The sequence below is a fragment of the Glaciimonas soli genome, from assembly GCF_009497155.1.
GTDB classification, from domain to species: Bacteria; Pseudomonadota; Gammaproteobacteria; order Burkholderiales; family Burkholderiaceae_D; genus Glaciimonas; species Glaciimonas soli.
Genome location: NZ_WINI01000001.1, coordinates 1,113,092 through 1,136,793 on the forward strand (window position 1 = coordinate 1,113,092; position 23,702 = coordinate 1,136,793).

Sequence of the window (23,702 nt, forward strand, 5' to 3'; positions counted from 1 at the left end):
TTCCTCCAATCAAAATACAAAAAGCTGTTCGCACCCAATCAGGCGAGCGCGCTCACGCAAGGCTTTAGTGCGCTGATGCAGCCGCTGTTGCGTTCGACCAATTCCAGTCGCGCAGCAATGCAGCGAGCTGCATCCCCTCCTCATCCTTCAACGCTGCCTCTCGAAGCTGGCGTATCCGGCTGACACCTTCTTCTTTACCGGCTAACCGGGGCAACAAGCCTTCGATCAGTTTAAAATTGCGCATACCGCGCGCATGGGTATCGCCATAGCCCTTCACCAAACGCTGACACTCCGCGATTTCCAGTGCCAGAGCATATTGCGAGCCTGCATGGCGCTCGATATGCGCTAACCAATTATTCATCTCTGCATGTTCACGCTGGTAACGCAACGATTTGGGACGCCAACTACGTAGCGATGCAACGACATACAACAGCAGGAAGCCGGATAGCGATGTGGTGCGCACCACACGACCCTTCGACGTCATGCGTTCGAGCAGGTTGTGCACACGACCTGGACGCATCAGAAATTTACCCAGCCAAACTGGCAAGGTGTCCGCAATTTCGTCGATGCGCGGATGAAAATATTCGTTGATATGCAAGACTTGATCAGACTTCGCCTTGACTTCCTTATTGACTCGCTGAAAGCGGGTTGCACGAATTTTTAGGTCCGCCACGCGTACCGTATCTTCATACGACATCCATAATGCGAGGTAGCGCGCAGTTTCGACCAACAATCTGGCGTCGCTCTCGCCATAACGTCGATCAAGATCGCGGATGGAGGCCAATCGTTTAAGGTATAGCTCGGCATAACCAAGGTTCTGATAATCGGCCAGGCGACGTACCCCTGCCTTCAATACAGTCGCCGCGACCGATGGAAACTCGGCGGCGATACGCGCATCCAACGCTTTGAGTAACGACTGAGTGCGTTCAACCGCAGCGGTGCGAATGGCAGCGGTGCCATCTACCGGGTCTTTTTGAGCCAGTTCAAAACCGGCATTGAATGCCTTCAAACTACTGTCGACACCAACACCGGCGCGACGTATCGCTAACTCGAATTTCTCACGCGAGAAAGGCAATGCTCCGGTACCTGCCAGTGCACCAAACAGCGCGGCACTAATGACACTGCCGCTCTTCTCCGCCAGTACGGCGAAGTCGCCAAAAACGAAGCGCGTTGCTGCGGCGCGCGCAGCTTCGATGAACGGCTTAGGATCAACACGGCCATCGCCCATTGAACTCTTTTCGGTCATCGAATACACACGATTGGTCGATGCGATCAACGTTGTTTTGTCCGATGTCACCAAACCACGCTGAACAGCGCGTCCCATTTCCATTAATTCCGATGCGATCACGATGTCCACATCGCCAGGTACCGGCATCAACGACAGTACCGGGACAACGCTATGACCATGTGCATCTGCAGCCTGCGGAAAGAATTCGACGTAGTAAACGGTAGTGCCGGTACGCTGGGCCACGCCCGGCACCGAGGTGCTCTGCGCAGGATAACCTTCATGCTCAGCAAGATCGACGATCCAATCTGCCAACACGCCACCACCTTCCCCACCCATGGCGAGAATGGCGATACCGATCGGACGAATTTTTGTATCAGCCGGTTTGACAACCGGCTTTGCGAAGCTGACTTCGGTAAATTTAGTTTCATGCATAGCTCAACTCCCTGATAGCCAGACGCCGTTGCAAGAAACCGATGACCACAGACGCGACGCGTGCAGTCAACTTGTCGAGGCGCGTGGGATTACCGATAATTTGCGCACGATAGAACGACGGGCACAGAACCGCGGCATGCGCAACTTCGCCACAAACACCACAGCCGACACAACTATCAATCACCGTAGCTACAGGGTCGCGTCGTAACGGGTCCGGATTGTCCTTGATCGACAACGACGGACAACCCGACAAGCGGATGCAAGAATGATCTCCGGTACAAGTGTCAGAATCCACACCAAAACGTTCTCGCACAACCCGATGACCTTCACTGGTCCGCTTGCGCATCAGTGGCTTGATGCGGCGCTGTTTGTTGAGCATGCATTCCGACTGAGCGATGATGACTTTCGGCCCACGTACCGTGGTGGTCAATGCATCGCGCAGCGTGTCGCGCATCTTTGAAATTTCGTAGGTGTTAGTGATAGTGCGAACCCACTCGACACCGACACCGCGCACCGCCTTTTCAATCGGCATGTTGGTTACGCGACTTGCATTCTCAGCCTTCGACGAAAGGATATCCTGACCACCGGTCGCCGCGGAATATCCATTGTCAATGATGACAAGCACGTTATCGTTCTTGTTGAATACCGCATTGCCGACACCACTGGTCAATCCGTTATGCCAAAAGCCGCCGTCGCCCATGATGCTGATGGTGCGGCGCGTGGTCTCGCTCGAATTGAAGGCAGAAGCACCGGCCCAGCCAAGTCCATAACCCATGGTGGTAGCACCCAGATTGAATGGCGGCAGAATTGAAAACAGATGGCAGCCGATATCGCAACTCACGTGATGTGAACCAATTTCACGCTCGACCAATTTCATTGCGGTGAAGATCGGCCGCTCCGGGCAACCGGTGCAAAACGAAGGTGGCCGCGGATGTACATCGAGTGCCGGTACTGGTGTTTCCACAATGGCCGGCACGCTGGCGGGAACCGCAATTGGAAGCGCCGCAACAGGGGCCGTGAGCGTTTTTGTCGCTGCAGTAGATGCCAACTCTGCGGCAGTGGCAACGCGCACCGGAATGGTCACGGGCCGCGGTGCCAGTGTGGCACGCACGCCTTCTGACAGCAGCTGACGCGCGGCCAATTCCGGCCGATAACGATCAAAGAATTTGACCAAGGCCTTCAACACCACAGTGGTTGTGTATTCACCTACGCGCGGCAACATATCCTTGCCATGCACGCGTGTCTGCATATCTACCCTTCGCAGACTCGTATGTACTTCTTGCTCGATGAATTCCGGCTGGCCCTCTTCAATCATGAGCACCGCCTGCTTGGTTTGGCAAAAGCCGCGCAACTCGTCGTCAATCAGCGGATAGGCCACGTTCATGACATACAGTGGCACGTCAGTATTGCCTTCCACGTCAGCCAAGCCCAGCAGTTGTAGCGCACGAATGACGGTGTTGTACATTCCGCCTTGTATGATCAACCCGTAGTCACCACTTTCATCACCGAAAAATTCATTGAGTTGTTCGCGTCGGATGAAGTCGACTGCCGCTGGCCAGCGCTTGTTAATTTTTTCGTCTTCGTGGACAAAACTTGCCGGCGGCAACACGATACGACTAATGTCGCGCGATGGATTCTCCATCGCTTGCGCCAGCGTAAATGAAGGTCGCACATTATCGCGAGCGACAAAATGGCCGTGCATGTGACAGGCACGAATGCGCATCTGCAACATCACTGGCGTGTTACTGGCTTCCGACAACTCGAAGCTTTTTTCAACGGCACGTACGATCGACGGCAGATTCGGCCGCGGATCCAGCAGCCAGATTTGTGACTTCATCGCAAAGGCATGCGAGCGTTCCTGCATGATGCTCGAACCTTCGCCATAGTCTTCGCCGACAATGATTAATGCGCCGCCTGTGACACCACCCGAGGCCAGATTGGACAATGGATCGGATGCGACGTTGGTGCCAGCCGTGGCCTTGAATGTAATAGCACCGCGCAAAGGATAATTAACTGAAGCAGCCAATGTTGCTGCAGCAGTGGCTTCACTGGCGCTGCTTTCGAAATGAATACCAAGCTCTTCCATGATATCGCTGGCATCGGCAAGCACATCCATCAAATGCGAAATGGGTGCGCCCTGATAACCGGCAACATAAGAAACTCCTGATTGCAAAAGGGCTTTGGTGACCGCGAGAATTCCTTCGCCGGCAAACACTTCGCCCTCTCCGATACGGAGTTTTTGTACTTCCTTCTTGAATGATCTTTCAGCCATGCTATCTCCGTTTTATAAATTCGTTCCGAGCGGATGCGCAGTCACTTCACAGTCATGGCATCACGTCTCGAATTCGCTCATTTGAGTTTAGTTGTGCTACATGACATCAGTCAAATAGATGAACTTTGTTTGCGGAATAAATGCGATGGATTCAATAGACTTGAATTCAAGGTGCAACAGGTTTTGCACGCAAAAACGAAAACAGGCGGCCCGACTCTGACAGGAACGCTGAAAACGTTGAGGCGGTCCATGTCGCCACTGCATGAAGGCTACCTGCGCATGACGCGCAAACACCTCAGCTCGTAGCGCCGATTAGGTGCCTCACTGAATTGGAAATGGAAGGAAGAGGCTGGGCTGAATCCTTTCCAGATTCAGCCAGAAGTATGAAAGCAAACCGCATGGGGTGGCGCGGCAACCTTATTCACAACTACTGCAATTTTCGTTGTCTTGAGGATAGCCGGCGCTGCGCTAACGATAATGTAATCGTTATCAATGATGAGTTGGTTTGAGGAGCCTTGCAGCGTCAATGCTCCTCGCCCGCGTTCAAGCTCGACTGAGTTGATTTGCGACCAGCAGCCCTGAACCGCCAGCAAGTCCTGGCCCTGGATGCGTTGACGCGCCAATCTGATACAGACTCTGATAAGGCGTGTTATGCCCGCGCTTACCGCGCGACCCTGCAAATGGTCTTAGCCAGAAAAACTGGTCAGGTGAACATATCCCCGAATAAGGATCGCCCCCAACGAGATTACAGTTCAATTTCTCCAGATCGGCAGGAGAATAGGCGCGACGGCCAACGATTTTCTCCCCAAGTCCTGGCATCACCTTTTCCATTCGACGTTGAACCCGGTCGGCGACTTGCTCACGCACGGCCTCGTTCCAACGACCATCGGCTGGAACTTCGATCTCGCCGAGCGCATCGCCATTTAATCGGGATGGCATCTCCTGGAGCTGAATCCATAGAATCGCGCCCCCCGCCGGTGCGCGGCTCGGATCGACGGCAGTCGGTTGCCCGATTGCCACGGTCGGTCGTGCAGGAATCAAACCATTGTTGGCTTCGGTAACCGCCATACAAACTGCCTCCATGTTTTCCGTCAGATGAATGAGCGGTACTTTGGCAAGTTCAGGATCACACCAGTCCGGCGGAGAAGACAGCGCAAAATGAATCTGCATATCGCCACGACCATAGCGATATGCTTGTGCGCGTTCGCGCCATTCTGGCGGCGCATCGGGTAATAAGCTACCGTAGAGCTGCGTCGGCGTAACATTGCAGACGACCGCCTCGCGTGCCTGCAATTCTTTACCACCTGCAAATACACCTACGGCGCGCCGATTTTCGATCAGCACCCGATCGACGTTCGTGCCGGTTAAAAACGTCCCGCCATGCCGTTCGATCATCGTCCGGAAGGCCTTGATCAGATTAGAGCTTCCGCCTTTTACAACAGGCATTCCATTCGCAACCACGGCCGCGAACGTCAGTTTGGCAATGAGGCCAGAACACGCGTCGTCCGGGCCCATACCGGTATGCAGCGCCCACGGCGCAATCGCTGCACGGGCAAGATCCGAACGCAAATCACGCGAGCCCCAACGACGAAAGCTTTCGAGTGAACTTGTCCCGAATTCAGCGAGACCATCGATACCGCGACGACGCCACTCATTCCAGAGCAGCTTCGCCATTTCCCATCCATAGGGATTCTTGCCCAGCAAACCGAACGTCAATGCAGCGTCGACCCCAAACAGTCGTTCCGCCGCTGCAGCAAAAGTCTTGCCGTCCCCTGCGCAAATTGCATCAAGGCGCGATGCCGTATCCTGAAGATCCTGGCGTAGCGCCAGCGATCGCCCATCGGGAGTAACCACGCCCGTCGAATAGTCTCCCTGAACAAACTCCAGACCTGCGCTGTGCAATTCCGATTTCAACTCTGCGTAAGCCGGACTGCCCACGAAAAGCGGATACCACGATGACAGAATATCGTGGGTGTATCCCTTGAACAGTTCCTCACTACGAATGCAGCCGCCCAGTTCGTCATTGCGTTCGATCACCAGTACCCGCTTACCGCGTCGCGCCAGTAAAGCAGCACACACCAGCGAGTTCATGCCGCTTCCCACGATGATCACATCTGTCTCTTTCTGCATCCATATCTCCGTTTTTTATGCACCCACTTTGGGGTATTTTTTTACATGCGCGCTGTCTGGCTCTTGACGACTACCGCATGTGGAACTACGAGACCCGCAGCAATGTGCTTGGCACCTGCATGATGTTCCACGCACTGCTTCGGGTTTTCCAGATTACTTGCCGGTAGTCAGTGAATGCGGACGCCCATATAGCCGGGCATCAGTCTTGTCCATAAACGGCAAATGATTATATTCGACCAACTCCAATTGATTACCGAACGGATCCAGAAAATAATTGACGCGCAGACCTGCACATGGTCCGTCGGAAATGACGATAGGGCCATCCATTACTGCCAGCCCTCGCTCGCGCAGAAACGCTAACGCTACATCCAGGTTTTCGACTTTCAAAGCGATGTGACTGGCTCCAATATCGCAGTTGCGCGGTGGTTTCGTGGCTGCGTCGATCGGGCGCTCGTAGCGAAAGAGCTCTAACATCAGATTCTTTCCTAACGCCAGCATCGCAAAGTGCATGCTCGCATCGGCGATGTTCAGATGTGCGTCGGTCCAATCTCTGCCATTTGGCATTCTCGGAAACTCTCGCGCGTCAAATGGTCCGAGTCTATACAGCTCGGTTGCGCCCATGACGTCGCAGTAAAAGCGAACCGCCTCGTCAAGGTCAGGCACTGTAAGCGCGACATGGTCGACGTGCATCAATCCCGGCAGGCTAGTGTGTTGCATATTTTTATTCCTTTGCAAAAAGTACTATGCCATCACGGCGGCCATCTGTTGTCAAACGGCCGCCATCACGCGCAATCAGAATTTACTAAACGCGCGTTGAAATTCAGTCGATGGTTTAAACACAGTCAAACGCAAGACCGGATACATCACCAGACAGATCAGCAACGTCGAAAAGAACTCAACCGGGATATAGCTGTTCAACACATAATGGGAAATCAGCACCGCACTGATTGCCGTAGCGACGCCAGCCCAGTTGACCATTTCCGCAGCCTTCGAGATTTCCGCCTCACCGCCTTTAAAGAGACCTCTGACGATAAAGAAATCCGCTACGATGACGCCAGCAAACGCGGTAGTCAGTACGCCAAGCATCGTTATCCATGAGTTGACGAGTGCCAGAATTTGCCCGTAGAGCATCAGCAAACCAATCAGATTGGCGAAGATCACGAAGACCAGGCGACCTGGTCTCCAGTTAAACGCGTCAAACAGATTCGATAGCGAGAGTGAAGCGCTATAGGTGTTGATCACCTGCGCCTTGCCTTGGGCCAGCACCATCAACAGTGCGCCGATTCCCCCGCCGAACACGATGAATGCTGCCGCAATACTGTCAGGGCTTTGCAGTGTGGCCTTCTCCGCGGCTTCACGGGTCATTCCACCTGTATTCATGTAGAAATCGATCAGCGCTGGAATACCCGCGTACATGATGATACCGCCCAGTCCCAGCATCAGGATGTCCATCATGAGGTTGCCGATCAGCGCGGCAATGCCGATATCGCGAGAACTACGCGCATAACGCCCGAGATCAGCATCAACCAGCGCCAACGCACCTGCAGATCCGATCAACACATTGACGCAAAAAATGAACTTGCTGACGTCACTGTCGATGCCCATTCCCTTAAGAACTTCAGTAGGGAACTGCGATCCGTACGAAGTCAAGTCACCGGCAGAATGCGAAACGCCGGATACAACCACGTAGGTGATGTACGCTATAACGAATAGAAACAGCACCAGTGTGACCGACGAAACACGTGCCACCAGTGCAAAGCCATAGGCCGTCAGAAACACCCACGCCACACTAAGCAATCCATAGATGATGATGCGCGTGGTTAAGGTATCAGCGAGATTAAAATAAAACAAAAATCCCTGATAGAGCAGCGCGTTTTCCAGTGCCAGAAAACCGATGATCATGAACGCAAAAATAAGGGACGAAATAATCGACCCCTTTTGCCCAAAACCGTAATATCGGGACATGACCGTACTGGACAGTCCAGAGCGATACGCAACATGACCGCAAGCCCAGCCTAGCAACGAGCCACAAACTGTCACCAGCAGGCCCGCCATAATCGCAATTTTAAAACCGGCAACAAAAGTCACCAGCGCACCGAGGAATAACTGAACCAGCGTCGTAACGATGCCGGCGGTATTCCACGACAGAGCCAGCCAGCCCTGACGTGCGCTGGCTGGCACCTGCTCGAGTGCATGGTCCTCAATGGTAGAACTCAAATCTTGATCGCTCATCGCGAACTCCTTAATCAAATACCGTGTGAATGTCAGAAGAAATGGCGCATACCGACGCGAAAGGCCGTTTGGTTACTTCCGTCTGCAGGTCCGGACAGGATGATCTGCGCCTGAGCCTCGTTATTGTCGCCACTTGCGCGTTGATAAGTCACACTGGTATAAACGTTAGTACGCTTCGACAACGAATAGTCGAGCGTCAGGTTGAGTTGACTGGCCTTGTTATTGTTCAATTCAGCATTACCCTTCATGAACTGATAAGCGGCTACAACGTGAGTCGCCGGCGCAATCGGGTACATTCCTCCGATTTCGTACACGTCGACCTGCCCGCCGGTGAACGTGTTCTGTGTGGACGTGTAGAGCACATCGACAAAGCCTTGTGCCACGGCCATACGACCACCGATTCCCCAGTTACGTATGCCTGAGTTTCCATTGTTGATAGTCGGATACTTCACATAGGTGTAAGCCGCATCAACCTGAAACGGACCGTATGAGTAATCCGCGCCGAAGCTCTGGGCACTGTTTTGTGAGAATGAACCTGGCTGGCCACCTAGCGCCTGCATTGCACCAAATTTGAAACCGTTAAGATCCGGTGTTTCGTATTTGATCGCGTTCGACAAGTGCTCACCTGCGACACGATCGAAATCGAACGCGCCGCTTGGCTGATTGGGAATCCCCAATGCATTGAACGGCCCCTGGCGTAAATTCTGCAACGAGACGTAGGGGAACATCGGACCGTAACGTTGCACGGCTAACGACGTAAACATGAAATCTAATTGACTACCGAATTTCACGCTGCCCCATTTTGCATCCGTTAGTCCGACGTAGGACTGATGCGCAAACAGATTGCCGATTGATGCACCTGTGCCAGCGTTGAACTGTCCTTCCAGCACAAAATTGGCCGACAACCCTCCTCCCAGATCTTCGTTACCACGGAACCCAAACAAATTCGGAGACAGAACACCCGTGCCGAGCGATGCCTGGCTCTTGCCGCCAACGTTGGAAACATAGTCGATCCCGGTATCTATGAGCCCATAAATCGAGACGCTGCTCTGCGCGTATGCCGCGACCGGCGCAAAAAAACTTAGCCCGGCGATGATAGCGATATGTTTTCTTTGACTCCTGCGCTTCTGCTTAGATTCCATCTGCACTCCCCCTATTATTTTTCATTTACTTATCTCCTCGTTGGGCGTCGATCACTTTGTAACCGAACTATTTAGCTCTCTGAGTTAAAAATTCGTTGAATAAATATGCAGAGAATCACTCCATTACAGCGTCGCAAATGCGCACAAGGCTTTACCCTCGTTATGCTTTGTTCCTTGTCGCGATTTGATTTCGACGAATTTAATTCGTCAACGAATTAACAACTCAGTGCACTATTTTTTAATTTCAGTTTGTTCGGAAGTTCTTCAGACTTTCCTTGATTTGAGTTTAGTTGCGCAATATGATATAGGTCAAATAGATAAACTTTTACTGCGGAATAAATACGATGGATATCATGGAGATTGACCTCAACCTGCTGCGCGTTCTGCACGCAATAACGGAAGAAGGCAGCCTGACCCTGGCAGGAAATCGTCTCGGTCTCTCGCAACCGGCAGTAAGCTATGCGCTGGGACGACTCAGGATTCTGTTCAATGACCCGCTGTTTGTTCGTAGTGGCAACACCATGCAACCGACGTCAACGGCCATGGAACTACTCGATCCGATTCGTCGGGTCATGTCAGCCGCTCAGGATGCTCTACGTCACGCAGAACGTTTTATTCCTGCGCAAAGTACCAGGACTTTTCATCTCGCCATGTCGGACATTGGGGAAATAGTTTTCCTGCCACCGGTGTGCGAAAGGCTGGTTGCCATCGCACCGGGCATCCGATTAGAAGTGGTTCAATTGCCCCAGGCGCAAATCGAGGACGGGTTGCGTAGCGGCCGGATTGATGCCGCGATTGGCAACGTCCCAAGTCTGAAAACATCGACACGCTTCATGCCGCTATTTCATGAAGCCTACGTGTGCATGACCAGAAAACGACCCGGCCCGCTCAACCACAGATTGACGATAGACGAATATCTGGCGTTCCTGCATGTTTTTGTCGTATCGACAGAACACAGTCACCGCATGATCGAAGACTTTCTGCAGGAGCAAAAAATACAGCGCAAGATCGCATTGCAGATACCCCACTTCAGCGCAGTACCTGGAATTTTGCAGTGCACGGACTGGGCCGTGACACTGCCGCGTCGAGCCGCAAAATACTTCAACAGTACCCGTAGTTTTTCGATATTCGAACTGCCGGTCGCCCTCCCTGAAGTCGAGGTAACGCTGCACTGGCATGCAGACTTCGAAGAAAGCGACGCCAATCGCTGGTTCCGCAATCTGCTGATCGACATACTTGCGGAATAACATGGCTGAACATCAATCCCCGAAATCAATGAAAACAGACGGCGCAACCGAAACAAAGAATAACGAGATGGGTCTTGAAACACGCATAGAATCAGACGACCACCTTGCATTACGAGTGTGTCTGCGCTTGCTCTCCTGCGCCACCCAAATGGAAAACGAAGTTCGCAAGCATTTGCGAATCCGTTCCGGGATTTCATTGGCACGCTTCGACTATCTGGCGCAACTTCACCGACATCCCGAAGGACTGACGATGAGCGCCATTTCGCGTTGTCTGATGGTCACCGGCGGCAACGTCACCGGCCTGACCAACGAGTTGGAGAGCGAAGGTCTGGTGAGCCGCAGTGTCGACAGCAACGATCGCCGAACCTACCACGTGCGGCTAACGCCCAAAGGCCGTCGCATGTTCAAAAAAATCGCCGCTGAACATGAGGCCTGGGTCGTTGACATGTTTTCAGGTTTGGGCGATGCGCGACAGGAGCAGTTGCATCGGCTGCTTGGTGAGCTGCGACAGCAGTTGTCAATCGCAACGCAATCGGATGACGAAGAAAAAATCGAACGTTAAACCAAATCGATCGTGATACCAAGGCTGCATCAGGTAATGCAGCCTTCGATACAAATCCGGCTAGTCGCCACTACTTTCCTGCTCACCACGAAACCGCAGCAAAGCCTCGCGCAGATCAGCCGGAAGCGGTATTGAACCTCCCTGGTGCCCGCCTGTTGTCACCAACACGGTGCGCAGTTTGAAACGCCGCACGCCATCAGCAAGTCCATGTACCACCAAGGCAATCGACGAATTCCCGATGCGCTCTACTGACAATTGCCACTCGATCGTCGTACCGAATGCGCCGGGAGACAGAAAATCACACTCGAGACGTACGGTGGGCAGACCTATCTTGCGTACCGTAATCAATTCCGTGTAATCGACATGCAGCGCTTCGTTGAACCAATCTTCAATCAGATCGTTCAACAGCACCAAATAACGCGGAAAAAAAACGATCCCGGCGGGATCGCAATGGGAAAAATGTACTTTACGTATCTTGCTGAAGAGATTCGTTGATGGGGATTCGATAATACTCATGGTTTAACCTAAAAAAATGTGGCGCCGAGACTTGATGTTATTGGAGAAAACAACCTGGGACAGCACGCCCGGCGCGGGATGTCATGCCGATCAAGAATAAAAGCATGCTTCGTTCTGGTCAAATTCATAAAAAATATGGCCTGCATATACTTCACTTATTTCCACGTCAAACCTGGTTTTTTTTCTTGCTGATGCAACTATTTACAAATATATTTTAGTTGTAAAGTATTTTTTAAATAGATGAAACGGGTGAGAAATGAAGATACTATGTATTGGCGGCGGACCGTCCGGGCTGTACTTCAGCCTATTGATGAAGCTACGTAATCCAGCGCACGAAATCACAGTGGTGGAGCGTAACCGCCCCTACGACACCTTCGGCTGGGGCGTCGTATTTTCGGATGCCACGATGGAAAATTTGCGGGAAGCGGATCCGGTCAGTGCAGAAGAAATATATGCCGCCTTCAACCGTTGGGATGACATTGATGTTCACTTCAAAGGAAAGACTATAACTTCGGGAGGACATGGTTTCATCGGCATTGGTCGCAAGAAGCTCTTGAATATTCTCCAGGCCCGCTGTGAACAGGTAGGCGTCCGTCTGGTATTCGAAACCGATGTCGTTGATGACCAGGCTCTGGCATTGGAATATGAAGCAGATCTGGTAATCGCATCTGACGGCCTCAACAGCCGTATCCGCACGCGCTATGCAGATGTATTTCAACCCGATATCGACTTGCGCCGCTGTCGCTTTGTCTGGCTGGGAACCCGCAAGTTGTTCGATGCTTTCACCTTTGCTTTCGCAGAAACCGAACACGGCTGGTTTCAGGCGCACGCCTACCGCTTCGATGACGACACATCAACGTTCATCGTCGAAGCGCCGGAAGAAGTTTGGCAAGCATCCGGTATTGAACAAATGTCGCAGGAAGAAGGCGTGGCCTTTTGCGAACGCCTGTTCGCACCATGGCTTGATGGGCAACCATTGATCAGCAATGCCACGCATTTACGCGGCTCGGCGAACTGGATCCGCTTTCCGCGAGTCATTTGCAAGACTTGGGTGCACTGGAACGATCTCCCCGCTCCCGGCGGTGCGCGACACGTTCCGGTGGTACTCATGGGTGATGCTGCGCACACCGCACACTTTTCCATCGGCTCTGGCACCAAACTCGCGCTGGAAGATGCGATTGAACTCACACGTTGTATAGAGGGCTTTGACGGCCAACAATCAAAAGCCGATCAACTTCCTGCTGACCACCTCGAAAAAGCCTTGCGGCGATATGACGAAGTCCGTAGTGTCGAAGTACTGAAGATTCAAAACGCAGCCCGCAACTCTACGGAGTGGTTCGAAAATGTCGCGCGCTACGCCACGCTGGAGCCAGAGCAGTTCGCTTACTCGATGTTGACACGGTCGCAGCGTATTTCCCACGAAAACCTGCGGCTGCGCGACAAGGCCTACGTCGAGAGTTTCGAAGACTGGATTGCAATGCGCGCCGGCCAGACACGGCAATCATCGGAGCAACCCATACCGCCAATGCTGACGCCCTACACGGTGCGCGGCGTGACCTTGAAAAACCGCGTGCTGGTGCCGCCGATGCTGATGTATTGCTGTGATGACGGTGTACCAGGTAATTTTCATATGACACATCTGGGCGCGCGCGCGTTAGGTGGCGCCGGTATGGTGATAGTGGAAATGACGGCGGTGTCTCCAGAAGCGCGTGCCACGTTGGGTTGTCCTGGCCTGTGGAACAACACGCAGGTGGAAGCGTTTCGCAGCATCGTCGATTTCGCGCACACTAATTCATCTGCCAAGATGGGGCTGCAATTGGGCCATGCGGGCCCGCGCGGCTCGACCAGACGAGGCTGGGAAGGCTACAACCAACCGCTGGCAGAGGGCAATTGGCCGTTGTTAGCGGCATCCGAATTGCCCTATATATCTGGCGTATCAGCCACACCGAAGGCTATGGACGTTGATGATATTGCACGCGTGGTTGGCGACTTTGTTGCCGCAACCCGTTGCGCCGATTCTGCTGGCTTCGATTGGCTGGAATTACAATGCGGACACGGTTACTTGTTGTCGAGCTTCATTTCGCCGCTGACCAATCTGCGCACCGACAACTATGGTGGAAGTCTCGATAACCGCCTGCGCTTTCCGCTTCAGGTATTCGCTGCGGTTCGGCGGCAATGGCCACAGCACAAACCAATATCGGTACGGATCTCGGCGCACGACTGGGTCGAAGGCGGTATCACGCCCGATGACGCTGTGGAAATCGCGAGACGCTTCAAAGCAGCTGGTGCCGATGTAATTGATTGTTCGTCAGGCGAAGTCAGTCCGCACGAAAAACCCGTGTATGGCCGCATGTACCAGACTCCTTTTGCCGACCGGATTCGTAACGAAGCCAACACCGCTACCATTGCAGTCGGTTCCATCTTCGAGGCGGATCACGTCAACAGCATCATAGCTTCAGGTCGCGCCGATCTATGTGCGATCGGTCGCCCGCACTTGGCCGATCCGGCCTGGACTCTGCATGAAACTGCGCGACTCGGTTACCGTGCAATGCGGTGGCCGCGACCTTACCAGTTAGCCAAACAGCAGTACGAAGCCAACTTGATTCGCGCTACCCAGCTCACTCAGAAGACAGAAAGATAAGCATTCCCCGAACAGGCGCTGAAATTTGCGCCTGTTATGTCTCGTTTGGGATGGGCTCCCCCAATATCAAACTTGCCACGACGTCCAGGGCCATGCATTCCCAAAACCATTAGGGCAGGTTTCATTCATCACACTTTCGTAGTAATCTCTGCGTGCAACTTCCACCGTTAAATAAGTGAACTACAAAATACAACTATAAAAATATAACGTTTCTCAGACTGACCTGGCACAACATTTGCACACAATAAATTGTCAGGTAGCTGAGTCGCAAAAATACTTTGCCGGCATGCCGGATCAAAGAAGCAGGAGACAAATAATGGCAATCGGTCAAATGAATGTCCCATCGGTGTTGTCAGGCGCATTGATCAATGCACCTGGCCGGCAATTATTCGCGTCACGTGAACTCGACCTGACCCGCCATCTGGTAGGTCAAGTAATGAAACCGCATCAACTGATGATATCCGGTCGTTCGCAACAGCTGAACTCACGCATGCATCACATGGCCTTCGGCGGCGTGTCATTTAGCCGCCTCAAGTATGGTGCCGAGGTCGATATTCAACCTGAATTCCTGAACGATTTCTATCTGATTCAAATGCCTCTCACTGGGCACGCGGTCATCAACAGCGGAAATCAACATGTCGACTCAAATTCAGACGTTGCCTCTGTACTAAGTCCTACTGAGAACACAGCGATGCATTGGAGCGCGGATAACGACCAGTTGATGATACGCATTGATCGCGCTCTTGTTGACCGCGCGATCTGGTCTCACCTTGGATACCCGGAAAACACCCCACTGCGGTTTCAGCTAAGTTTCAGATGGAGAGATTGTAGTGCCTGGCAGTGTCTTCTTCTGTACCTCAGCGAATGCGCAGGGAGCGACATAGATGTCATTCAGTACAAACTTCTCATTGCAAACATCGAGCAGCTAGTCGTCTCGACTCTGCTTTCTGCACAGCCTCACAATTTCACCAATGCAAAGACGGTGCGCCGGACAACCGTACTGCCCAAGCACGTGCGCAAAGTGGAAGAATTTCTGCGCGAACACGTCAATGAGCCGATTTGTGCAGATCAACTGGCGCAACTTGCCGGGGTTAGCTTGCGCAGCCTCTATTCGGGTTTCAAGGAGCACTGCGGGGTCAGCCCAATGCACTACCTCAGGAACTTGCGGCTCGACGGCGCGCGGTTGGCTTTATCGACGGAACCTGAGGCCAGCGTCGCATGCATCGCAATGCAATGTGGCTTCTCTCACCTCGGCCGGTTTAGCATCGAATACAAGAAACGATTCGGCGAAAGTCCAAGCGAAAGTTTACGTAAACGCTGACTGGGATGTGATTGTAATGCCCCCAGTCAGTATCATAGTTGACCGAATACTGGTGTCTTGCCAGTGGTATTCGACCCACAATCCGAACTCGCCTGCTTAAACATCAACTACTAGGTAACCACCAGTGCGATCACCCGCAGCGGACTGCCCGATCCGCCTTTGATTTTTAACGGCGCGGCAAACACCAAGGCTCCCTGCGGCGGCAGCAGATCGAGATTGGTCAGGCATTGCAGCCCATAGCGACTGTTGCCATGCATGTGGTAATGACAGGGATATGGCGGATTGAAGGCATGGGCCTGACCTGCATCAGTGCCGATCGCCTCTACACCAAACCCCAATACCTGTCGTTCCTCTATCATCCATTGCACCACCTCTGGATCTGGACCCGGCGTATGCATGCCGTCCTCGCGCATATTGAGGTAGGCCTCAGGCGTGCCACGTTTCGACCAGTCAGTACGCATCAACACCCAAGAGCGCTCGGGAATCCGGCCATGCTTGTCTTCCCATTTTTTCAGGAACGCTATCGTCAGCAAAAAGTCGTTATTCTCCGCACTTTCAGCGCTGCAATCGATCACGCACGCTTGCGCCAGGAAATCCGACACCGGCACAGTGTCAGTGGCATTTTCAGGTAGATCCTTGCCTGTCACCCAATGGACAGGCGCATCGAAATGCGTGCCGGTATGCTCGTTGCAGGAAAAATTATTCCAATACCAGGCTGGCCCACGCTCATCATAGCGCGACACTTCCTCTAACTGGAATGGCGCGCATTGGCCGAACTGCGGCGGAAGTTGCAGCACAGGAGTCTGCGGACTGAGTGTCTGCGTCAAATCAATGATTTTGAGTGCGCCGCTAGCAAGAGCATTAATTACTGGTAACAAGGGTGACGTATTCATGTTGTTTTCTCCGAATCGAGATTGGCTTGGTTTGGCTGACGCATGTTCTGCGATGCGCTCGCTCATGACTGCGAGGGATGCAGGTTGGTGAACTGACCTCGATGGAAAACTGCAGGTTCCCCGCTTTCGACGAAGTAATGCAGCACGCGACCGACGTACAACGTGTGGTCACCACCGGGATGCATTTGTTCTCGGGCACAGACGAAGCTCGCCAGGCAACCAGGAATCACAGGTATCCCTTCAACACTGTCATATGCCTGCACGTTTTGGAACTTGTCCGGCACCGCCGAACTCGCAAAACATTTCGCCAACTCGGTCTGGGTGGAGGCAAGTACATTGATGCAGAAATAATCGCTCTCGTTGAATGCGGCCAGACTCGGCGAGCGATTGACCAGGCTCCACAACACCAGCGGCGGATCCAGCGAAAGTGATGCAAAAGAATTGATCGTTAACCCCACCGCACGCCCGGAGGCGTTGCGTGTAGTCACGATTGCAATACCGGTAGGAAAAGCACCTAACGCATTTCGCAATGCCTTCACGTCCAAAGGGGAGTTACCTTCCTTCAATGCGTGGACACCAGAGACGTCAGCTGGCGACGCCACGGCAGACCGATTGTAGATAGCGGTTTGCATGAAAACTCCTCAGATCAGCGACTCAGTGACATGCATGTTTTCGTCAATGAACTGAGCGCACGCGACAGGGTCGGTCCACCATGGAAAGAAATCAGGTGGATTGTCAAAGCCATTCGCAATGGCACTGGCCAACGGTGGACATTGGCCCGCTGCTCCGAGCAGATTCAGGATATGTGGCGGCGGTGGCATCAATAGCGTGTTGGTCCAGGTAACGACGTACTGCGCGTAGTTCCAGAATTGTTCAAAAGTCTGTTCCATCCATGCACGGGTGAACGGCTGTTCGCCGCGTGCCAATATCGCGTCGAGATAAACCTTACTGGCCTTGGTAGCGTTGTTCGCGCCCTGCCCGGTGATTGGATCGTTGACGGTCACGGCATCGCCAAGACCAAACACGATCTTCCCTGAAGGCAGGGTGAGTACTGGCTTGCGAATCGTAGGTGCAAAGCTGCCCGCCAGGATGCCATTGGCATCAGTCAGCTCAACATGCCTGGCGCGATCGGCCTCCCAAGGGAGAAACGTTTCCAGCAACTTGACGCTTTGAGCCAGATGCTGCTGGGGCGTCTTGATATCGCGCCAGCAATCCATCGGTCCGCCAGGCGCGCCTTCGAATACCATGATTTCACAAGGACCAGTGGTGGTAAGAGCCGGAAATACAAAATACTCGCCGATGCCTGGAATCAGATTAAAGGCGACGCGTGAATAATCCGGCTTGGGCTCCAAACCTTTGACGTACGTTAAGGCGAGCGCGCGCATCGGCTTGTCGAATGGGGAGCGCGTAGCGTCACGCTCAAACAGCTTCACGACTTCTCCCTTACCAGCCGCCAGTATCACCAGGTCGTGATCAGTGGCCAGACGCTCCAGTTCCTGCACTCCCACGTCCTCAATCAGCAACCTGCCGCCGCGCTTCTCAAACTCTTCCATCCACACCGGCATCTTGATCCGTTGGTCTACCGCTTGTGCAGGGCGGTCAAGTTTGGCACTCCAATCAATCGGCTTTTGACCGGCCAGTTCTGGATGTGGGACCGTCATTCCTATGCCATCAACAGTCGGACACTGACTTTCCCATTGGTTGATGCCGAGATCACGCTCGATCTGCAACGACGCGTCAAACATACATTGGCTCGACATCACGCGCCCACCGCGAATGTCGTCGGGAGTGCGATTAGTCGCTACCGTCACTTGATAGCCCTTGGCTAATAGACCTAAGGCCAACGGCAGTCCTGCCTGCCCGCCACCTACGATTGCAATACGACGCATGTTATTTCTCCTAAGTTTGTCATTTTTATCGTCCTACCTTTTGCGATCGAGTGTCTCCTCGATTCACACAAAACCCATTAACTCATCAAACGCGGGATTGCCGGAACTGCTTGTTCCGGCCCCATTGCCGAATAACCGCCATCCACGGCATAGTCGGCGCCGGTCACGAAACTCGCATTATCAGAAAGCAGGAAAGCCACCACCTGAGCAACCTCCTCCGGATCACCTACCCGACCGAGCAAGTGATAAGCGGCGGCGACCTCATCGGTCTTGGCCCGGTCACCGTGAGTGAGTTCATCCATCAAGCGACTCCAGGTCCATCCAGGAGATACCGAATTAACGCGTATGCGGTCACCCGCCAAATCCATCGCCATGCCGCGCGTCACTTGTACCAATGCTGCCTTCGAAACCGGATATAACCAACGGCCGGTCTGCGCAACCTTAGATGAAATACTCGTGAAGTTAACGATAGCCCCGCCGCCAACCTTGACCATTTCGGCACGTACTGCACGCGCCATCATCACGGCACTGATCACGTTCACGTTGAGCGCCTGCTGCCAATCGGAGCGAATGGCATCGATTCCACCATCCGTGTAGGTACACGCGAGATTGATCAAAAAATCAATCCGCCCAAAGTGCGCAGCGACATTGGCAACGCCTTGTGTCACCTGTGCGTCATCGGTAATGTCAACCGCCCAGAAACGCGTAGCCTCGCCATCCTGCGCGACCGCCTTGGCACCACCGACACTATCAATGTCAAACACCGCGACCTTGACACCCGCCTGCCGCAGAACCTCGACAACAGCTGCGCCGATCTTAGTGGCACCACCGGTAACGATCGCAGTCTTCCCTTGCAAACCTTTCATAGCCGCCCCTCTACTTGTCTGATCACGCATGCATAATCACACTCTCGCTTTAGGCGGGCTAGCCGGTTCCTGCATTCACTATCCGTAAAGTGCAAGTAAAAGGTTTGATGGCCACGCAACCAACCACGCCCACTAGCGAATAGGGATACGAGCGGCAATTTTTTCAGTCACATGAGTTAACGTGCTTCCTGCCAACTCCACATAAAAAAGTTGAAGAATCAACGTTTTTATATCGACTCATTTTGCGAGCTACTTGAAATTGAAGAGGACAAGCGACAAGATTGGGTTTCAAAAACAGCTTAGCTGTGAGTTTTACCCGGCAACTAAAGTCGTCCTGGATGCCGAAGCTACACCGGGTTGCTTATTGCGATTTCATTTAGCCGGATGCAAATCGACATTAAAATATCAAACAACAAAAAACCCGCATCAGCGTGGAGCTAGAAGCGGGTTAATGTACTTACTTCAACGTCTTTAAAAAAGTTGGGCAAATGGGTCTGAAGCACCGCTCCTAGCGTAAGGAGCGATGTCATGACTTGTCACGCTAACCCGGCCTGCCTATCAGTCGACCGCGGGCGTTGCAGTTCCGCTCCTGCTCGCCCCTAAAGACATCAATCGTTGCGCCATGCAAAAAACAAATAGCAGCACGCCAATAACAATTTTTGTCCACCACGAACTGAGCGTGCCATCGAATGCAATCAGGGTCTGAATCAAGCCGAGTATCAAGACGCCAGTCAGGGTGCCGGCAACATAACCATAGCCTCCCGTGAGCAAGGTGCCGCCGATCACCACTGCCGCGATCGCATCCAGCTCAGTGCCTTGCGCATGCAAACCGTAGCCGGACAGCATATAGAAAGAGAACAAGACGCCAGCCAGCGCAGCGCAAAAACCACTGAAAGCGTAGACCATCACCTTGGTGCGTCCGACCGGCAAGCCCATCAGCAATGCCGATTGCTCATTGCCGCCGATAGCGTAGACCGCGCGCCCGAATCGGGTGTAATGCGCAAGATAAATGGCCAGTGCCAGCATCATCATGGCGATCAGCACGCTGGGCGAAACGAAAGCCCCGAAAATTCCAATCCGGCCCTGCGACAGGGCCACATACAAGGGCTGGTCGATAGTGATGGAATTGATACTGATCAGATAGCAAAGCCCGCGTGCCAAAAACATGCCGGCCAGCGTGACGATGAATGCCTGCAGTTTAAAAAAATGAATCAGTGCTCCCATCGCGGCGCCGAAGCTGGCGCCAATCAATAACACACAGGCAATCACCAACAATGGCGGCCAGTGCCAGGACTGAAGCATATAAGCAGAAATCATCGTGGTCAGCGCCAGCACGGAACCGACCGAGAGATCAATTCCTCCAGATAAAATCACGAAAGTCATGCCAATGGCAATCACTAGCAAGAACGCGTTATCGATCAACAGGTTGAGCACCACCTGCAAGGAAAAAAAGCCAGTATAAGAGATGGATCCAAGGCCGAACATTACGAACAGCAACGCAACTGTGACCATTGAAGTGAAGTAGGATGACTCAGGCAGGGAACGGAGTATTTTCATCATTTTTTACCGGTCGAATGACTGTTCTTTCCCGCACCGCCAAACAAGCGCGGCATCAAGTGGTGGAATTCCTGCGATTGCGACAGACATACCGCAAACACCACCACAGCTTTCACCACCATATTAACTTCCGGCGGCACTCCCATTGAGTAAATCGTATATGTCAGCGTCTGGATAATCAAAGCGCCGATAACGCTGCCGACCAGGCTGAATTTGCCGCCACCCAAAGAGGTGCCGCCGAGGGTCACCGCCAGAATAGCGTCCAGTTCCATCAACAAACCGGCATTATTGGCATCCGCACTTTTAATATTGGAACTGATCATCAGCCCGGCCACGCCGGCACAGGCGCTGCAAAACATGTAAACGAAAAATATCAGTGCCCCGGTTCGTATACCCGCCAGCCGCGAGGCCATAGGATTGATGCCGACAGCCTGAATGAACAGGCCCAGCGCCGTTTTGCGCATGAGAATGGTAACTCCCAGAAAAACACCGGCAGCGATAAACAGGGAGAACGGCAAGCCAAACAGGTAGCCGCTGCCGATATAGAAAAACGGTTTGTAGTAAACCGTGATGATCTGGCCGTCTGTCAGCAACTGCGCCAACCCACGGCCACCGACCATCAGGATCAAAGTGGCGATGATCGGTTGCAGGCCCAGCGTGGAAACCAGAAACCCATTCCATATGCCGCACAAGACTGCCGCTCCGAGCGCCGCCGCGATGGCCCACACCATCGGTATGCGGCTGACATATTCCGGTACGCCGTTATGCATTTGCAGCGTGCCGCCGATCAGCAAGGCGGCGACGGTACCGGAAATCGCCACCACTGCACCGACCGAGATATCGATACCGCGTGTGGCGATGACCAGCGTCATGCCGAGTGCAGTCAATATCAAAGGAGCAGCCCGGTTGACGATGTCGATCAGGCTGCCATAGAGATGTCCGTCCTTCCATTCCAGATGGAAAAATCCCGGGATCATGAACAAATCCACTACCAGCAGCAATGCCAGCGCAGCCAGTGGCCGGAACAAAGGATGCCGTAAAAATAACAGTAACTGTTTCAAAGGTGCGTAGCCTGTTCTTGTTTCTGTTGATGCCGCCAGATCAGATTTCTTAACGCTGTCATGGCTCAATGGAATGCTCATTGGCACTCCCCGGCAATCACCTCTAGCACCGAATCGTCATCCAGTTCACCACGACGATATTCGCCACAAGCTTTACGGTCACGCAGCACCAGCATGCGGTCGCTAACTCTCAATACCTCCGAAATTTCGGACGAAATGAACAGAATCGTCATGCCTTTACGACACAGAGCGATCACGTAATCCATTATTTCTTGCTTGGCACGCACATCGATCCCACGCGTCGGCTCGTCGAGAATCAGCATGGCCGGATTGACAGCAAGCCAGCGCGCCAGCAAGGTTTTCTGCTGGTTACCGCCAGACAGCGAGCTGATCGGTGTCTCGATATCGGGGGTTTTTATGCCCAGCCATTTGATATAGTCGTTTGCCAACGCCTGTTGCCGTTTACGTGGAATGACGCGCAGCAAGCCAGCGCGTGCCTGCAGTGCCAGAATGATGTTCTCCCGTACCGACAATTCCAATATCGCACCTTCTTTTTTCCGATCTTCGGAGCAAAAACCGATGCCGGCAGCGATCGCATCGCGCGGCGAAAGAAGTTTTTCAATCTTGCCTTTTATCTGTATGGTGCCACTGTCGGCTTTGTCTGCGCCGAACAGTAGTCGTGCCACTTCGGTTCTGCCCGAACCGAGCAAGCCACACAGACCGAACACTTCGCCGCTGTGCAGATCCAGGTCCAGCGGCGCCAACACTCCGCGACGCCCCAATCCTCTGGCCTGCAAGACGGTCCCCGAATTATCGGCGGTGTTTGGCTCAACGTGATCGCCGATCGCATCCAGACCTTGCAACGGCGAAGTTTGCGCACCAACCATCTTGTTGACCAGATCCAGCCGGCTGAGCTGGCTGGCCAGGTATTCTCCCTCCAGCACGCCGTTTCGCAATACCGTAATGCGGTCGGATATTTCGTAAGTTTGTTCCAGAAAATGCGTCACGAACAGAATCGCCATGCCTTGCTCGCGCAACTTGCGCAAAACATCGAACAGCAATTTTACTTCGGCGTCATCAAGGCTGGAAGTGGGTTCATCGAGAATCAGTACCTTGGCTGAAATGCTCAGCGCGCGTGAAATTGCCACCATTTGCTGGATCGCCAGGGGATATCTGGATAGCGGCGCTGTGACATCGATCCTGATCTGCAAATCGTTGAGCAAGCGCTGCGCTTGCAACTCCATGGCCTTCCAGTCTATCGCGCCATATTTTTTAGGATAACGGCCAATAAAGATATTTTCAGCAACCGACAGATTTGCACAGAGATTAACCTCTTGATACACAGTGCTGATGCCCAGGCCTTGCGCCTCCAGCGTCGATCCCGGCTGTACTGGCTGACCATGTAAGAGTATCTGCCCGCGATCGGGCGTATAGACACCGGTCAGCACTTTAATGAGAGTGGATTTGCCCGCGCCGTTCTGCCCCATCAGGGTATGAACTTCACCGGGATAAAGACGCAAGGCGACATCGCTGAGCGCTTTTACGCCGCCAAATGCCTTGCTAATACCGTTTAGCGCCAAAGTTGGAGCGACACCGGCTGGCATCTCGCCAGCAGTGCCCGTTACCGTTGTACTCATCCGTCTGCGACCCTCAGATTTTCACGTGAGATGGCGGCACATACAAGCATGCCATCACGACAAATACAGCAACGCG

Annotated in this window: 18 protein-coding genes; 4 read left to right on the forward strand and 14 right to left on the reverse strand. The window is 53.2% G+C overall.

Annotation, left to right across the window (positions count from 1 at the left end; translation table 11 throughout):
- Positions 1 to 64: 64 nt before the first annotated feature.
- From GEV47_RS05115 to GEV47_RS05140, 6 genes are all read right to left on the reverse strand, one after another.
- The gene (locus GEV47_RS05115; protein ID WP_153233585.1) at positions 65 to 1,660 is read right to left on the reverse strand and encodes an indolepyruvate oxidoreductase subunit beta family protein; all 1,596 of its coding nucleotides are present in this window, start codon (positions 1,658 to 1,660) and stop codon (positions 65 to 67) included.
- The gene (locus GEV47_RS05120; protein WP_153233586.1) at positions 1,653 to 3,932 is read right to left on the reverse strand and encodes a thiamine pyrophosphate-dependent enzyme; all 2,280 of its coding nucleotides are present in this window, start codon (positions 3,930 to 3,932) and stop codon (positions 1,653 to 1,655) included. Before GEV47_RS05120 ends, GEV47_RS05115 begins: the two co-directional genes overlap by 8 nt.
- A 543-nt stretch (positions 3,933 to 4,475) precedes the next feature.
- Positions 4,476 to 6,062, reverse strand: coding sequence for a phytoene desaturase family protein (locus tag GEV47_RS05125; protein WP_153233587.1), 1,587 nt, complete (start codon positions 6,060 to 6,062; stop codon positions 4,476 to 4,478).
- Between the two features lie 153 nt (positions 6,063 to 6,215).
- Entirely contained in the window at positions 6,216 to 6,779 is a 564-nt protein-coding gene (locus GEV47_RS05130; protein WP_153233588.1) for a VOC family protein, read from the reverse strand.
- A gap of 75 nt (positions 6,780 to 6,854) precedes the next feature.
- Positions 6,855 to 8,294 (reverse strand): purine-cytosine permease family protein, encoded by a 1,440-nt coding sequence (locus tag GEV47_RS05135; RefSeq protein ID WP_153233589.1) that lies wholly within the window; start codon positions 8,292 to 8,294, stop codon positions 6,855 to 6,857.
- Positions 8,295 to 8,326: 32 nt separating this feature from the next.
- Complete coding sequence (locus GEV47_RS05140) at positions 8,327 to 9,436, reverse strand: porin (RefSeq protein WP_153233590.1); 1,110 nt, start codon at positions 9,434 to 9,436, stop codon at positions 8,327 to 8,329.
- 344 nt (positions 9,437 to 9,780) lie between these two features.
- Here GEV47_RS05140 and GEV47_RS05145 point away from each other — a divergent pair, with 344 nt between their 5' ends.
- Together GEV47_RS05145 and GEV47_RS05150 are read left to right on the forward strand one after the other, a co-directional pair.
- Positions 9,781 to 10,683 (forward strand): LysR family transcriptional regulator, encoded by a 903-nt coding sequence (locus GEV47_RS05145; protein ID WP_153233591.1) that lies wholly within the window; start codon positions 9,781 to 9,783, stop codon positions 10,681 to 10,683.
- Positions 10,684 to 10,750: 67 nt separating this feature from the next.
- A complete protein-coding gene (locus GEV47_RS05150) occupies positions 10,751 to 11,245 on the forward strand; it encodes a MarR family winged helix-turn-helix transcriptional regulator (protein ID WP_228124560.1) in 495 nt (164 codons plus the stop codon).
- A gap of 60 nt (positions 11,246 to 11,305) precedes the next feature.
- On the opposite strand, the gene GEV47_RS05155 is transcribed toward GEV47_RS05150, so the two are convergent.
- Positions 11,306 to 11,761, reverse strand: a complete 456-nt coding sequence (locus tag GEV47_RS05155) for an acyl-CoA thioesterase (protein WP_153233592.1) — start codon at positions 11,759 to 11,761, stop codon at positions 11,306 to 11,308.
- Positions 11,762 to 12,017: 256 nt separating this feature from the next.
- Here GEV47_RS05155 and GEV47_RS05160 point away from each other — a divergent pair, with 256 nt between their 5' ends.
- The gene (locus GEV47_RS05160; protein ID WP_153233593.1) at positions 12,018 to 14,402 is read left to right on the forward strand and encodes a bifunctional salicylyl-CoA 5-hydroxylase/oxidoreductase; all 2,385 of its coding nucleotides are present in this window, start codon (positions 12,018 to 12,020) and stop codon (positions 14,400 to 14,402) included.
- Between the two features lie 316 nt (positions 14,403 to 14,718).
- Positions 14,719 to 15,723 (forward strand): AraC family transcriptional regulator, encoded by a 1,005-nt coding sequence (locus GEV47_RS05165; RefSeq protein ID WP_228124561.1) that lies wholly within the window; start codon positions 14,719 to 14,721, stop codon positions 15,721 to 15,723.
- A 110-nt stretch (positions 15,724 to 15,833) separates the two neighbouring features.
- Here GEV47_RS05165 and GEV47_RS05170 read toward each other — a convergent pair whose 3' ends face one another.
- The 7 genes from GEV47_RS05170 to GEV47_RS05200 form a co-directional block, all read right to left on the reverse strand.
- Positions 15,834 to 16,616, reverse strand: a complete 783-nt coding sequence (locus tag GEV47_RS05170) for a cyclase family protein (RefSeq protein WP_153233594.1) — start codon at positions 16,614 to 16,616, stop codon at positions 15,834 to 15,836.
- 62 nt (positions 16,617 to 16,678) lie between these two features.
- On the reverse strand, positions 16,679 to 17,248 hold the full coding sequence (locus GEV47_RS05175; protein WP_153233595.1) for a flavin reductase family protein: 570 nt from the start codon (positions 17,246 to 17,248) through the stop codon (positions 16,679 to 16,681).
- 9 nt (positions 17,249 to 17,257) lie between these two features.
- Positions 17,258 to 18,505: a styrene monooxygenase/indole monooxygenase family protein gene (locus GEV47_RS05180; protein ID WP_153233596.1), complete on the reverse strand. Its 1,248-nt coding sequence runs from the start codon at positions 18,503 to 18,505 to the stop codon at positions 17,258 to 17,260.
- A gap of 77 nt (positions 18,506 to 18,582) precedes the next feature.
- Entirely contained in the window at positions 18,583 to 19,371 is a 789-nt protein-coding gene (locus GEV47_RS05185) for an SDR family oxidoreductase (RefSeq protein ID WP_153233597.1), read from the reverse strand.
- 558 nt (positions 19,372 to 19,929) lie between these two features.
- Positions 19,930 to 20,931, reverse strand: coding sequence for a galactofuranose ABC transporter, permease protein YjfF (yjfF, locus tag GEV47_RS05190; RefSeq protein WP_153233598.1), 1,002 nt, complete (start codon positions 20,929 to 20,931; stop codon positions 19,930 to 19,932).
- Positions 20,928 to 22,064, reverse strand: coding sequence for an ABC transporter permease (locus tag GEV47_RS05195; protein ID WP_407646205.1), 1,137 nt, complete (start codon positions 22,062 to 22,064; stop codon positions 20,928 to 20,930). Before GEV47_RS05195 ends, yjfF begins: the two co-directional genes overlap by 4 nt.
- A 2-nt stretch (positions 22,065 to 22,066) precedes the next feature.
- Positions 22,067 to 23,626 carry a sugar ABC transporter ATP-binding protein gene (locus GEV47_RS05200; protein WP_407646191.1) on the reverse strand — a complete coding sequence of 520 codons (1,560 nt, stop codon included), beginning with the start codon at positions 23,624 to 23,626 and terminating at the stop codon, positions 22,067 to 22,069.
- Positions 23,627 to 23,702: the final 76 nt, after the last annotated feature.

Bases quoted from the DNA above. Each gene is read 5' to 3' on its own strand.
- GEV47_RS05145 (WP_153233591.1), top strand. From the start codon at position 9,781: ATGGATATCATGGAGATTGACCTCAACCTGCTGCGCGTTCTGCACGCA.
- GEV47_RS05115 (WP_153233585.1), bottom strand. From the start codon at position 1,660: ATGCATGAAACTAAATTTACCGAAGTCAGCTTCGCAAAGCCGGTTGTC.
- GEV47_RS05185 (WP_153233597.1), bottom strand. From the start codon at position 19,371: ATGAAAGGTTTGCAAGGGAAGACTGCGATCGTTACCGGTGGTGCCACT.
- GEV47_RS05155 (WP_153233592.1), bottom strand. From the start codon at position 11,761: ATGAGTATTATCGAATCCCCATCAACGAATCTCTTCAGCAAGATACGT.
- GEV47_RS05125 (WP_153233587.1), bottom strand. From the start codon at position 6,062: ATGCAGAAAGAGACAGATGTGATCATCGTGGGAAGCGGCATGAACTCG.
- GEV47_RS05160 (WP_153233593.1), top strand. From the start codon at position 12,018: ATGAAGATACTATGTATTGGCGGCGGACCGTCCGGGCTGTACTTCAGC.
- GEV47_RS05200 (WP_407646191.1), bottom strand. From the start codon at position 23,626: ATGAGTACAACGGTAACGGGCACTGCTGGCGAGATGCCAGCCGGTGTC.
- GEV47_RS05135 (WP_153233589.1), bottom strand. From the start codon at position 8,294: ATGAGCGATCAAGATTTGAGTTCTACCATTGAGGACCATGCACTCGAG.
- GEV47_RS05175 (WP_153233595.1), bottom strand. From the start codon at position 17,248: ATGCAAACCGCTATCTACAATCGGTCTGCCGTGGCGTCGCCAGCTGAC.
- GEV47_RS05130 (WP_153233588.1), bottom strand. From the start codon at position 6,779: ATGCAACACACTAGCCTGCCGGGATTGATGCACGTCGACCATGTCGCG.
- GEV47_RS05180 (WP_153233596.1), bottom strand. From the start codon at position 18,505: ATGCGTCGTATTGCAATCGTAGGTGGCGGGCAGGCAGGACTGCCGTTG.
- GEV47_RS05170 (WP_153233594.1), bottom strand. From the start codon at position 16,616: ATGAATACGTCACCCTTGTTACCAGTAATTAATGCTCTTGCTAGCGGC.
- GEV47_RS05120 (WP_153233586.1), bottom strand. From the start codon at position 3,932: ATGGCTGAAAGATCATTCAAGAAGGAAGTACAAAAACTCCGTATCGGA.
- yjfF (WP_153233598.1), bottom strand. From the start codon at position 20,931: ATGATGAAAATACTCCGTTCCCTGCCTGAGTCATCCTACTTCACTTCA.
- GEV47_RS05140 (WP_153233590.1), bottom strand. From the start codon at position 9,436: ATGGAATCTAAGCAGAAGCGCAGGAGTCAAAGAAAACATATCGCTATC.
- GEV47_RS05165 (WP_228124561.1), top strand. From the start codon at position 14,719: ATGGCAATCGGTCAAATGAATGTCCCATCGGTGTTGTCAGGCGCATTG.
- GEV47_RS05150 (WP_228124560.1), top strand. From the start codon at position 10,751: ATGGGTCTTGAAACACGCATAGAATCAGACGACCACCTTGCATTACGA.